The following is a 13,231-nucleotide window of genomic DNA, read 5'->3' on the forward strand; positions in this document are numbered from 1 at the left end:
CAACTCCAAATTTGTTATATTGATTGACCTAGTCTCTAACCATCGAATACTGAATACTATGTTTCTTACCCAGATATTTATGTCCACCTTCACCATCTAAATAATCTCTAACGACTTTCAATTTAAACTCAAAACTATATTTATTATTTTTCATATAAAAAATCCCCTTAAGTTGGATATTAAGTACAACTTAAGGGGAGGATGTCATTAGGAGTAATGACTTTTTTATTATTTTTTCGGGCTCAGGTTCAACTGAGCATCTGCGTTTACTTGCAGATAAAGCAAATTCTATCAGCGCGCAAGCAGCGCTTATTACTACTAAATCAGATTTAAAAATTGGTTAACTATCCGACTTATCGGTAATTCTACCTGCAGTAACAAAACATGACGCAGAAGGTTCAATGCAGCCACTTGGAAGCTTGTTTGAACAATCTTCTCTAATGTTTTTAGATAGTGTGGTCTTAGGATTAAAGTCTGAAGATGACGTTGATGAAACTAAGTTGCAACAAAATCATGCCAACTTAGAATAAATTTTTATGGATAGTGAAATAATATATTGAACTTTTTTATGGTATATCACACGCTATATAACTCTATGCTTTATATTAACTTATCTAAAACCATCATTTCATCATAATTTATAGATTTATTAACTAGAAGAGCTATATTTTCACTTACTTCTCCTGACTCAATAAGTTGATTAAGAATATTCCTTTGTTCGTTCAATGCAGTTAATTTAATACGATATACAGTTACATGGTTATGATCTTTATAATTAATTAAATTGGAATTTGCTAATGTTAAGCTATCATTTCGCATTAAATAACTATCACAAACTTGCATGACTTCCAATTCATTATCATTTGTCATCTCTTTAGACAAACGTTTAGAGATATTATAATAAATTATTCTCATTACATCTGCTGTTTTTTCCGAGATTTCTTCTCTATTTAAATTTCGTTCATTTTTTGACTGGTCTGTAAACTGCTTACGCAATGTCGCTAATTTAAACCATATCAATATTCTTTTAAATAATGGAGCACGATGATACCTTTGTCTATGATCTGTATAAGTACAGTAATCATCAAATTCATTTTGTGATAATTTGTTATCCCTAATCAATTGATTAAGTGTATCCATTTCTGTTTCAAAAGCAATATGACGAAGACGATTTAATTCTCCTGAATTTTCTGTGTTTTGTTTCGAATATTTCATGAACTTTATACGATCATGATAACTTTTTATAACACTACCATAATTATATGATGTTCTTGGTGTCGATAGATTTGTTAGATAATCAATAGTTCGTTCTAATATCAGAATTCGAGTTTCTATAAAATTCAATCCTATAACTTTATCTTCTTTTATATTTGTAGTAAAAACAGGTAAAAGTACTTGAGCTATAATTAAACTAATAATAATCATTATTGATGCAATAAATAATAAATCATTTCTAAAACTGAAAGCATGACCGTCAATTGTAAAGGGCAGGGTCAGCGCAATTGCTAAAGAAATAGTGCCATGTACGCCACATAAGGTCATAATTAGAGAATACATACCTCTATTAGTATGTTGATTATTTTGGGAGTTCTTATGTTTTGAATAAAACAATGGATAAAATAAATAAACCCACAAAAATCTGAAACCATAAATTAGTAATGCAATAATAAGAGTAATCGCTAATAAAAATGCTATGTTTTGTGGTTCTGATGCAATAATATTTTGGATAGTTTTAGGCACAATATAACCTAAAAGTACAAATACAAAACCATTTAATAGATAACTTAGTAAATTCCAAGTTTGCGTATAACTTAATTGTAACTGAGCATTAAATTGAGCTATACGATCGCGTTCAAATCCATGTACTAAACCAGCTACTACAGCTGCTATAATTCCAGAAGCATGAAACATCTCTGCGATAGCAAATGTTATAAAGGGCGTTAATAATTGTATAAATACAAAAATATTATTATTTTCAATACCTTTTAACAAAAGCGAAATTCTTAATCTAACAAATACAACACCTATTATTGATCCTACAAAAAGACCTCCAATAGCAGAAATTAAAAACTGACTCACAGCATTTGAAAGTGAGAAATCTCCAGTCATTAATGCAAGAATTGCTATATTAAATGAAATAATACCTGCGGCATCATTAAACAGTGATTCTCCTTCTAAGATAGTCATAGATCCTTTTGGTAGTGATTTACCTTTTGTAATTGTTGATACCGCTACTGCATCCGTAGGACATAACACAGCAGCGATAGCAAAACTAGCAGCTAAGGGTAAATCAGACCAGATACCATGTATTATAAAACCTACGCCAATAACGGTAAAAAAGACAAGGCCAAGCGCCATAAGCATTATAGATTTTATATACCGACCTAAATTTTCTCTCGATACTTTGACACCATCTACAAATAATAATGGGGCGATTAACAACAACATAAATAACTCTGTATTAAAATCAAAATTCACTGGAATTGGTAATATAAATATTAAAACTCCTATAAAAATCTGTATAAATGCTAAGGGTACTTTTTGTATAAATAACGAATGAATTAATGAAGCTATAACTATAGCTATTATAAAAATCAAAAGACCTTCAACTGTTTCCATATCAACCCTTCTTTCACTTATTCTGTTAATAAAAATAAAATTCCTTTTATAGTAAAAGATATCTTTTAAATATAGAATAGTGTTTAACTATAAGGTAAGTATATTATTTAATAAAAAATTTCTTCTTAAATTATTAAATTGCTAATTATCTTGCAATAACAGAACGTATGCTCTGTTATTATCTTGAGGTAATTTTTATGATTCCAAATTCTAATGACCCAGATAAGTATAATTATGAAACTGATTACAGAAATATACATAGAGAATATTTAAACCCTAGAATTCCTAAGGGCCGTGGGAAAATCAAATGGCAAGCTTTTGCAACGCTCCCTGAACAGTTTAAAATTTTAAACAAAATTATTCAAAATCAAGATAAAATTGAGAAACCTTTATTAACAGAAGTTGCTCTGAATGACATCAATTCTATCTTTCATTTGAAAGTAAAATACAATCAACTATGTTCCATAATGTATTGGGAAAATGGCCATATTTCTACTTATACTGGTACTGGGGAAATTTTAAAAATTTATGAAATTAGCAATAGATCTCTTAAAATTTAAGATTCATTTCCTAAAATATAGAGTTTATTTTTTCCTTTTAAATTATAGTTCTGATATCCATGCAATTGTAATTCATTTAACGTAGTCTCTAAGAAAAAGAACTTAGCAGCACTATGAAAATAAAGTGCTATTTTTGAACAATGTTGTAAAGTGTCTTCTGCTTTCTCATCCATCAAAACTACAAAAATAGATGCATATTCAACTATTTTATATAATTTTCGCTATAACCACCTTGCCTAAATGTTCACTTTTCCCTTCAACTGAAGTAATGGTGTAGGTCGGCCTCGAAATAAAAACGAAGCGGATGTAATAACGGGTCTCCGCTTCGAAAATAAAACGAGTTCGTTAAACCTACCATTACAAAAAGATCAACTCAATAATGTTCTTCAGAATAACCAAGCTGACGATCAAGACAATAATACTTGAGAATTTATTGAGTATCAATATGTACTTCCCTGTTTTGTCTATATAACCAACAACCCGTCCGACTATAGCTAGCATAATAAACCATAGCCATGACACAATAATGGTTGAAGCGGTGAAGAGAACTTTATCCCCACCGTCATAGACCGTAGCACTTGTACCGATAACGCCTATAGTATCTATGAGGGCATGCGGGTTAAATAAGGACACAGATAGTGCAAAACCGACTTGTTTCTTACCACTCATCGATTGCTGTTCTTCTAGATGAGTTGGCTTTTCATGCCAAAGTGACCAGGCCATATATATGAGAAAGACAAAACCGATTATATAGATAACTAATTGTAAGGCAGGTAAGGATATCAAGATTAATGAAACGCCGAGAACTGCCATTAATATAAGAAAGGTATCCGCTAGACCAGCTGTTATAATGACAGGTAAGGCGCCAGTGAGCTTCTTATGATTTGCGCCTTGATTAAAGACGAAAACGTTTTGAGCACCGAGTGGTAAAATTAATCCTAGTGCGAGTAAAAATCCATGTAGTATAGGTTGCATTAAGTGATGCTCTCTTTCTATAAAGAAGGTAATTCATATTATTATAATGGACTATATATGTTCTGACTACAAAGGGTTCACAATGTATCATAATTATTTGTGCAAAATGTACAAAAGTATAATAACAAGTACTTTTAATATTTGTGACTTATCGTTATAATAATGAATGTATGGATAAATATTCAGAAACTAATCATTTTCTGAAAGCGCTCTAAATAATAGCGTCTCCATGAGTAAATTCTATTTCTGGAGCGAGCTCCAGACTAGATACAATAATTATATTATTATCCAGGAAGAATAGGGAGGAAAATGTAATGGATTTTCGTTTTTTACCAGCTACAGCAGCTGATAAAGCAGAGATGTTAGAAAAAATCGGTGTAAAATCCACAGACGAACTTTTTTCTGATATTCCAGAAAAAGTTAGACTGAAGAGAGATCTAGACCTGAAAGACCCTAAGAATGAGTATGAGTTGAAGAAAGAATTGAACACCATGGCATCTAAAAATGCTAACCTTCAAGAGTACACTTCATTCCTTGGTGCTGGTGTTTATGATCACTTTATTCCATCAGTCGTAGACCACGTTATTTCTAGACAAGAGTTCTACACTTCATACACACCATACCAGCCGGAAATGACACAAGGTGAACTTCAGGCAATGTTCGAGTTCCAAACAATGGTATCTGAAATTACAGGCATGCCTGTTGTCAACTCTTCATTATACGATGGTGGTACAGCAGTTGTTGAAGCAATGTACTTGGCTAATGTTCAAACTAAGAAGAGCCGCCTACTTGTTTCTAAAGCTTTACACCCTGAATACCGGGAGTTAGTTAAGACTGCATCTAAAGGTAAAAACATCGAAATCGTTGAAATCGACCTAGTTGATGGCCGTACAGACCTTGATCAACTTGAAAAAGAAGTTAATGAAGACACTGCAGGTGTTATCGTTCAATATCCTAACTTCTTAGGACAAATTGAACCTCTCGATAAAATAAATGAAATCGTTAAAACTTCACCTAAAGCAATGATGATTGTATCAAGTAACCCATTAGCACTTGGCTACTTAACACCACCTTCAGAGTTTGGTGCAGACATCGTTGTCGGTGATACTCAAGTTTTTGGTATCCCAGCACAACTTGGTGGACCACACTGTGGTTACTTCGCAACAACTGAAAAGTTAATGCGTAAAGTTCCAGGACGTTTCGTTGGTGAAACAGTTGACGAAGACGGACAACGTGGTTTCGTGCTTGCTTTACAAACGCGTGAGCAGCACATCAGACGTGAAAAAGCGACATCAAACATCACTTCAAACCAAGCGCTAAACGCTGTAGCAAGTTCAGCAGCAATGAGTGCCTTAGGTAAAAACGGTGTGAAAGAAATGTCTGAGCTTAACCTACAAAAATCTCGTTACACTAAACAACAGCTTGCAGATGCTGGTATTAAAGCAGCATTTGACGGTTCATTCTTCAACGAATTTGTTGTTGAGTTAAACAAACCTGTTAAGGAAGTTAACGAGCAATTATTCGAAAAAGGAATCGTTGGTGGTTTTGATCTTGGTCGCATCTACCCAGAATTCGAGAACCATATGTTAATCGCAACGACTGAAATCCGTTCTAAAGATGAAATCGATGCATTCGCTAAAGAATTGGGGGCAATCAACAATGGCTAATGAAAACTTTCCATTAATTTTTGAACGCAGTAAAGAAGGTCGAGTGGGTTATCACTTACCTAGCCTTGACGTTCCTGAAACTGATTTAAAAGCTGAAATTGGCGAAACTTACATCCGTAAAGAGCCAGCTAATCTGCCTGAAGTAGACGAATTAGAATTAATGCGTCACTACACAGGATTGTCTAACCGTAACTTCGGTATCCACACTGGTTTTTATCCTTTAGGATCTTGTACGATGAAGTACAATCCAGTAATCAACGAAGATGTAGTTAGACACCCAGGTTTCAGCCACATCCACCCATACCAAGATACAAAAACAATCCAAGGTGCTTTAGAGTTAATGTACGATCTACAAGTACACCTTGAAGAAATTACAGGTATGAACGAAATTACACTACAACCAGCGGCAGGTTCACAAGGTGAGTGGACTTCACTAATGGTATTTAAAGCCTTCCACGAAGCAAACGGCGAAGGGCACAGAAACGAAATCATCGTTCCTGACTCAGCGCACGGTACAAACCCTGCATCAGCAGCGGTTGCTGGCTTTAAAGTTGTAGAGGTTAAGTCTAACAGTAAAGGTCTTGTAGACGTTGAAGACCTTAAGAAAGTTGTTAACGAAAATACAGCAGCACTTATGTTAACTAACCCGAACACATTAGGTTTATTTGAAACTGAAATCGTTGAGATGGCTGAGATTGTTCACGCTGCCGGCGGTAAAATGTACTATGATGGAGCGAACTTAAACGCGATTATGGGTTATACTCGTCCAGGCGACATGGGCTTTGACGCAGTTCACTTAAACTTACACAAAACATTCACTGGCCCACATGGTGGTGGTGGACCAGGTTCAGGTCCAATCGGTGTAACAGAAGAACTTGCTAAATTCTTACCTAAACCACAAGTTGTTGAAAACGATGGTGTCTACGAATTAGACTACGACCGTCCAGATTCAATCGGTATGGTTAAGAACTTCTACGGTAACTTTGGAATCAACGTACGTGCTTACACTTATATCCGTACACTTGGTGCTGAAGGACTTAAGAAAGCAAGTGAGTACGCAGTTCTTAATGCGAACTACATCATGCGTAGCCTACAAGATAAATACGAACTTCCATTTACACAACACTGTAAACACGAATTCGTATTATCTGGAAATAAACAAAAAGCTCACGGTGTGAGAACATTAGATATCGCTAAACGTCTAATGGACTTCGATATTCACCCACCAACTGTTTACTTCCCATTAATCGTTGCTGAAGCATTGATGATTGAGCCGACTGAAACTGAATCTAAGGAAACATTAGATCACTTCATCGACACAATGTTACAAATCGCGGATGAGACTGAAAACAACCCAGATATCATTCACGAAGCACCACACAAAACTTCAGTTAAACGCTTAGATGAAACTAGAGCTTCACGTAAGCCTGTACTTCGCTGGCAAAAAGAAGCGTAAGTGAATAATATAAGCAGCAAACACCTTGTCGTGTTTGCTGTTTTTTTATTTCTACATAGAAATTTATGGTCACGAAACAGTCAAAATCGATGAAATTATTTTTATATATACCCCTTTTTACATGATTTTTTTAATAGTGTACGTTAGAATGACCTCTAACACTTTATTAAAAGGAGTTATCTTAAATATGAAAAAATGGATATCAGGATTAACAATAATAGGATCATTATTAGTAGTCTCTGCATGCAGTAATGATGAAGGTGCAGAAGATACAAGTGCAGAAGAAGAAAATGCTACTGAAGAAACAGCTTCGTCAGAAGAATCTGGTGGAGCAGCAGCTGAAGGAGGACAGTCATCAGAAGGCGAATCAGCAGAAGGTGAAGGCGAACAAGCAGAAATGCCTGAACCAGATTTAGAAGATGTACCTGATGTCGTAGCAGAAGTAAATGGTACACAAATAGAAAAACCGGAATTTGAAGAAGCGTATAACACTCAGTTCCAGCAGATGGCAATGATGTCTCAAATGTCTGGTGAAGAGGTCAATCAGGATGATCTTAAAACACAAGTGGCTGATGGCTTAGTTTCACAAGAGCTACTCGTGCAGGAAGCCGATAATAGAGAACTTGAAGCATCTGAAGAAGAAACGACAGAACTTCTAGATCAGCTCACAGAACAAGCTGGTGTTGAATCACAAGAAGAACTTTACACAATGTTTGAAGAGCAAGGTATGAATCAAGAAGAAGTCGATGAACAAATTCAACTTCAAGTCAGAGTAGATAAACTCATTGCAGAAGAAGCTGGAGAAATTGAACCTTCAGAAGATGAGCTAAAAGAATTATATGATCAGCAAGTCGAACAGTTAGAGCAAATGGAAACTGAAGAAGAGCCACCTTCATTTGATGAGCTGAAACCGCAACTAGAAGAACAATTGGTCAGTCAAAAAGAAGGTGAAGCTGCTCAAAAATTAGTAGAGACGCTTAAAGAAGATGCAGAAATTGAAATGCATGTTTAATAACATATAAAAAAAAGCTATGCAGAACCGTCAGGGAATCTGCATAGCTTTTTACTTGCATAAGAATCTTATCTCACAATTATATAGTAAATAACATAGAACCATGAGAAGATGCCATGGATAATCGCCCATAGTATAGATTGGTGTAAACTCCAAGAAATTGTGACGGCTAATACAGTACCGAATCCAACACCAGTTTTTACAACGCTTGTCGATTTACTCATTACTTACTCCTTTCTGCCTCTTTAACCGGGACAGTTATTTTTGTCACGTACTGTGATGCATCTCTGACTGCAATACGGTCATATACAGGCTCGCAGTATATCTTATCTATAATCTCTAGTTGATGATTGTTTATAAATGTCTTTACCTTATCGAAAGTTTGATATATTTTCTCGTATTCACCTATATGGTAAGCGACCACATCTTGACACTTATCTTTTTTTACCAAGGGCAGTTCTTTTGTATACTCTGTTCTAACGAACAAATGCTTGAAATTATTTTCAGTGGATAGATTAAAATCATCTTTTCTTAAGATAACACCAATTGCGTATTTCTCATTCAAAGTATCCATACTTGTATGGTAAAAGTCTGCAATTACCTTTTTGTTGTAGTCTTCATCATCGTATACTAGTTGATGACTCACATATAGGTATTCAATATCTGAGTTTTGTACGACAATCTCTGTGAAATCTTGTTGTTGTGCTTCTTTGGTTAGGGTAATTTTCTTTTCTATTGAATTTTGGATGGACTGTAAGTTTTCAATTTTCTTAGATATCTGTTCAGACTTTATCTTAAATAAATCAATCATGGACTCAGGGTTTGTATTATTTATAAAGATCTTGATTTCCTTTAATGGTGTTTCCATTTCTTTTAACGATTCAATTAAGAACATGGTGTCACACTGTGTAATTGAATAATAGCGGAAACCATTTTGATCTTTATAAATCGGTTCTAGCAGATTGATTTTGTCATAATAAAATAAGGTTTGCTTAGAAACATTGCAAAGATTTGCGAAATCACCAGTTGAAAAATATATTTCTGAATTCATTAAATCACCTCTTGACTATATAGTTACTATATACTTTATATTTAATTAGGTCACTAATTATGCTGTTAGTCAACAAAACGTTTATAGAAAAAAACAGATACGAGGTGTATTATGACGACCGAAAACGTAAAGTATGAGTTTCTTTCAGAAAATCCGAATGTTAAAACTAAGCCTATTATGATTGCTTTAATCATCGGGGCATTTTTTGCGATACTCAATGAAACATTACTAAATATTGCATTAACGACTTTAATGCAAGAATTTGATATTACGCTACCCACAGTTCAGTGGATTGCGACAGGATTTATGTTGGTGATGGCTATAGTTATGCCAATATCTCCACTCTTAATTGGTTGGTTTACCACACGACAATTATTTATCGGTACCATGGTGACTTTCTTAATCGGGACCATAGTAGCAGGTTCAGCACCAACATTTGGTGTTCTACTATTTGGTAGAATGATTCAAGCTGTTGGTACAGGTTTGATTATGCCGATTATGTTTAACGTATTCTTGCTATTATATCCACCTCACAAAAGAGGTAAGATTATGGGGATTGTAGGGCTTGTCATTATGTTTGCACCTGCAATTGGACCAACACTTTCAGGTGTAATCGTCGAGTATTTAGGTTGGAGATTCCTCTTCCTCCTAGTTGTGCCATTTACAATCTTCTCGATTTTATTTGCAATGAAGTTCCTAGTAAATGTTACTGAAATTACTAAACCTAAGATTGACTGGTTATCAATTGTATTCTCAACCATTGGTCTTGGAGGTACAATATACGGATTCAGTCATGCCGGTGAAAGTGCAAATGGATTTATGACAGCATCTGTATTCATTCCTATAATTATTGGTGTGATCAGTCTTGTGCTCTTTGCCATGCGTCAATTTAAACTTGATGAACCGCTTATGGATTTAAGAGTATTCAAGTTTCCAATGTTTGCCCATGCTGTAATCATGTTCATTATTATTATTATGATTATGTTTGCTTCAGAGCTAATTTTACCTGTATTTATGCAGGGGCCAATGGGCTTAACAGCAGCAGCAGCAGGACTTTTACTATTACCTGGTAGTATTCTTAATGGTTTAATGAGTCCATTTATGGGTGCCTTATTTGATAAGGTGGGACCAAAAGTCATGATGGTTCCAGCAACAATAGTCTTGGCAGCAGTTATGTTTATGTACAGTAACCTGACTGCAGATACACCAGAGTGGGTCATCATTGTCGGCTTTATATTGATTATGTTAAGTGTTTCAGCAATGATGATGCCAGCAGAAACGAACGGTTTAAATCAGTTGCCTAAACATATGTACTCACACGGTACTGCACTAATGTCTACTTTACAGCCACTATCTGGCGCAATTGGTGTGTCAGTATTTCTTGGCTTACTGAACTCTAAACAAGCGAGTTACTTAAATGGTGTGGAAAATCCAACCTCACCACAAGCCATTACTGATGCGATGGTTGCAGGAACAGAATTTGTATATTTCGTCATCTTTATTATTACGATTGTCGCATTTATCTTAGCTTTATTTGTTTATAGAGCAAGACCACTTGAAGATGTTGTACCTGCACCAAAGAAGACAGAAGAAAATAATGACTAATTAGCGAAATCACTCCATATTTACTCTGGAGTGATTTCTTATCATGTATAATTGATATACGGCTAGTTAAAGGAGACTAAGTATGAATAAGTGGTATTTATTATTCTTAACCATAGTGCTCGTAGCACTTCTACTATTTACAGTGTTCTTATCACTGGGTGGAGTGTAGACTCGGAACTCACATCTGCAGACATCGATTTGCAGGTGTTTTCATTGCTTTGTCTAATTAGGTATTATGTGGTAATATTCATCATGGATTATACGAGATATTTTAAAGATAAGAAGGTTAGACATATATGAAAGAAAATTTTTGGCAGACGCTACCGCGTCCATTTTTTGTGCTTGCACCAATGGAAGACGTCACTGATGTTGTCTTTAGACATGTTGTTGCAAAAGCGAGTGCACCTGATGTTTATTTTACAGAGTTTACGAATACGGAAAGTTTTTGCCATCCTGAAGGCATACACAGCGTAAGAGGCAGATTGACGTTTACGGAAGATGAGCAACCGATTGTTGCACATATTTGGGGCGATAAGCCTGAACATTTTAGAGAAATGAGTATCGGCATGGCAGAAATGGGCTTTAAAGGTGTCGATATCAATATGGGGTGTCCAGTACCGAATGTCGCAACAAAAGGTCGTGGTTCTGGATTGATTTTAAGACCAGAAGTCGCAGCAGAAATCATTCAAGAAGCTAAAGCTGGTGGACTTCCAGTCAGTGTAAAAACACGATTAGGCTATACAGATATTGATGAATGGAGAGACTGGTTAAGGCATGTTCTAGAACAAGATATCGCAAACTTATCGATTCATTTAAGAACGAGACGTGAAATGAGTAAAGTCGATGCACATTGGGAATTAATTGGTGAAATTAAAGCACTTCGTGATGAAGTTGCGCCGAATACGCTACTTACAATTAACGGCGATATACCGGATAGAAAGACAGGTCTTGAACTCGTTCGTAAGTATGGCGTGGATGGTGTGATGATTGGTCGCGGAATATTCACGAACCCATTCGCTTTTGAAGTTGAACCAAAGGAACATAGCCCTGAAGAACTGCTCGATCTTTTAAGATTACACTTAGATCTTTTTGATAAGTATTCAAAAGATGAGCCGAGACTATTTAAGCCGCTCCGTCGTTTCTTTAAAATCTACGTTAAAGGTATACGTGGTGCAGGGGAACTTAGAAATCAACTGATGAGTACAGAAACTACAGATGAGGTACGTGTTCTACTAGATGAATTTCAAAATAATAAGTAAGACGATTTGTCCCTTTTGGTTTCCAAAAGGGATTTCTTTTTGAAATCGTGATACCATAAAGGAAAATACAGGGGATGAGAACATGATAGGAATACTAGGCATTGTAATAGGTAGTGGAATGTCCTTTCAGTCCGCTGTCAATTCACAACTGAGAAATTACGTTTTCTCTCCTTACATAGCTTCTATGTTGTCATTTTTAGTCGGGACCATACTCTTGGCTCTGGTGGTAATCTCACAGGGCCTACCATTATTTCCTACCTTTGAGATTATAACAAATCATCCTTGGTGGATATGGCTTGGTGGACTTTGTGGTGTGATTGCATTAACAGGAAATATCATCATCTTCCCTAAGATCGGCAGTATAGAAACTGCAGTGATGCCGATTATTGGAATGATTATTACAAGCATGTTGATTGACCATTTTGGTTGGTTTGAGTCTACGATGTTACCATTCGGTTTAAACCGATTTGTTGGCGTCATTCTTATACTTATCGGCGTAGTATTTGCTGTCGTCCTGAGAGATGCCTTAATAAATCGTAAATTAACGAAAGATACCGATAGTAATATTAATAAGAATCCATGGCGTGCGGTTGGCTTATTTGGCGGAGCTATGCTCGCTGTTCAAGCGGCAGTCAACGGCCAGCTTGGTGTCGCAGTAAACTCACCACTAACAGGTGCATTCCTATCATTTTTAGTAGGAACAATTATTCTGTTTCTGCTAGTAATTTTTATCGATAAAAACCTGAAGCCCGTGAGTCGACCATTTACCGAGAAAGCACCTCTTTGGGTTTGGTTAGGTGGTGCATTTGGTGCCTGCTACGTATCGATTAATATTTTACTAGTCGGTATCATCGGTACCGGCCCAACCGTTGTACTCGTTCTATTTGGACAAATTACAGGCAGTATACTCGTGCAACAATTTGGATTGTTCCGTTCAGTTAAAACACCAACAGCTCCAATCCAAGTGCTTGGTTTAATCGTTATGCTGGTCGGTGTAGTTTTAATTAACTTATTCTAGGAGGATTTA

The 13,231-nt window shown here is 35.7% G+C and carries 12 protein-coding genes and 2 pseudogenes; 8 read left to right on the top strand and 6 right to left on the bottom strand.

Annotation, left to right across the window (positions count from 1 at the left end; genetic code table 11):
• Positions 1-28 precede the first annotated feature (28 nt).
• Positions 29-154, bottom strand: a complete 126-nt coding sequence (locus EYB29_RS11525) for a transposase (protein WP_166626199.1) — start codon at positions 152-154, stop codon at positions 29-31.
• A gap of 52 nt (positions 155-206) precedes the next feature.
• Here EYB29_RS11525 and EYB29_RS00110 point away from each other — a divergent pair.
• Positions 207-530 (top strand): annotated as a pseudogene (locus EYB29_RS00110) (phosphoheptose isomerase family protein); the annotation flags it as partial.
• 70 nt (positions 531-600) lie between these two features.
• On the opposite strand, the gene EYB29_RS00115 reads toward EYB29_RS00110, so the two are convergent.
• On the bottom strand, positions 601-2,619 hold the full coding sequence (locus tag EYB29_RS00115) for a cation:proton antiporter (protein ID WP_166626200.1): 2,019 nt from the start codon (positions 2,617-2,619) through the stop codon (positions 601-603).
• 197 nt (positions 2,620-2,816) lie between these two features.
• Between EYB29_RS00115 and EYB29_RS00120 the strand changes: the two genes are divergently transcribed.
• On the top strand, positions 2,817-3,179 hold the full coding sequence (locus EYB29_RS00120) for a YolD-like family protein (RefSeq protein ID WP_035856355.1): 363 nt from the start codon (positions 2,817-2,819) through the stop codon (positions 3,177-3,179).
• A 6-nt stretch (positions 3,180-3,185) separates the two neighbouring features.
• Here the strand turns inward: EYB29_RS00120 and EYB29_RS11675 are convergent.
• Both EYB29_RS11675 and EYB29_RS00130 read right to left on the bottom strand, forming a co-directional pair.
• Positions 3,186-3,449: pseudogene (locus tag EYB29_RS11675) on the bottom strand (hypothetical protein); the annotation flags it as partial.
• An 87-nt stretch (positions 3,450-3,536) separates the two neighbouring features.
• The gene (locus tag EYB29_RS00130; RefSeq protein WP_166626202.1) at positions 3,537-4,154 is read right to left on the bottom strand and encodes a LysE/ArgO family amino acid transporter; all 618 of its coding nucleotides are present in this window, start codon (positions 4,152-4,154) and stop codon (positions 3,537-3,539) included.
• Between the two features lie 314 nt (positions 4,155-4,468).
• Here EYB29_RS00130 and gcvPA point away from each other — a divergent pair, with 314 nt between their 5' ends.
• From gcvPA to EYB29_RS00145, 3 genes are all read left to right on the top strand, one after another.
• Positions 4,469-5,821: an aminomethyl-transferring glycine dehydrogenase subunit GcvPA gene (gene gcvPA / locus EYB29_RS00135; RefSeq protein ID WP_166626203.1), complete on the top strand. Its 1,353-nt coding sequence runs from the start codon at positions 4,469-4,471 to the stop codon at positions 5,819-5,821.
• Entirely contained in the window at positions 5,814-7,277 is a 1,464-nt protein-coding gene (gcvPB, locus tag EYB29_RS00140; protein WP_166626204.1) for an aminomethyl-transferring glycine dehydrogenase subunit GcvPB, read from the top strand. Before gcvPA ends, gcvPB begins: the two co-directional genes overlap by 8 nt.
• A 187-nt stretch (positions 7,278-7,464) precedes the next feature.
• Positions 7,465-8,289 carry a SurA N-terminal domain-containing protein gene (locus EYB29_RS00145; RefSeq protein ID WP_166626205.1) on the top strand — a complete coding sequence of 275 codons (825 nt, stop codon included), beginning with the start codon at positions 7,465-7,467 and terminating at the stop codon, positions 8,287-8,289.
• 68 nt (positions 8,290-8,357) lie between these two features.
• Here EYB29_RS00145 and EYB29_RS00150 read toward each other — a convergent pair whose 3' ends face one another.
• A complete protein-coding gene (locus tag EYB29_RS00150; protein ID WP_166626206.1) occupies positions 8,358-8,513 on the bottom strand; it encodes a hypothetical protein in 156 nt (51 codons plus the stop codon).
• On the bottom strand, positions 8,513-9,340 hold the full coding sequence (locus EYB29_RS00155) for a MerR family DNA-binding transcriptional regulator (RefSeq protein ID WP_166626207.1): 828 nt from the start codon (positions 9,338-9,340) through the stop codon (positions 8,513-8,515). Before EYB29_RS00155 ends, EYB29_RS00150 begins: the two co-directional genes overlap by 1 nt.
• A 111-nt stretch (positions 9,341-9,451) precedes the next feature.
• Between EYB29_RS00155 and EYB29_RS00160 the strand changes: the two genes are divergently transcribed.
• The 3 genes from EYB29_RS00160 to EYB29_RS00170 all read left to right on the top strand — a co-directional run bounded on the left by EYB29_RS00160 (position 9,452) and on the right by EYB29_RS00170 (position 13,222).
• Positions 9,452-10,945 (top strand): MDR family MFS transporter, encoded by a 1,494-nt coding sequence (locus EYB29_RS00160; protein WP_166626208.1) that lies wholly within the window; start codon positions 9,452-9,454, stop codon positions 10,943-10,945.
• Positions 10,946-11,241: 296 nt separating this feature from the next.
• Positions 11,242-12,204, top strand: coding sequence for a tRNA dihydrouridine synthase (locus EYB29_RS00165; protein ID WP_026866971.1), 963 nt, complete (start codon positions 11,242-11,244; stop codon positions 12,202-12,204).
• A gap of 82 nt (positions 12,205-12,286) precedes the next feature.
• Positions 12,287-13,222 carry a DMT family transporter gene (locus tag EYB29_RS00170; RefSeq protein WP_166626209.1) on the top strand — a complete coding sequence of 312 codons (936 nt, stop codon included), beginning with the start codon at positions 12,287-12,289 and terminating at the stop codon, positions 13,220-13,222.
• Positions 13,223-13,231: the final 9 nt, after the last annotated feature.

The organism is Jeotgalicoccus sp. S0W5 (genome assembly GCF_011634875.1).
Classification (GTDB): Bacteria; Bacillota; Bacilli; order Staphylococcales; family Salinicoccaceae; genus Jeotgalicoccus; species Jeotgalicoccus marinus.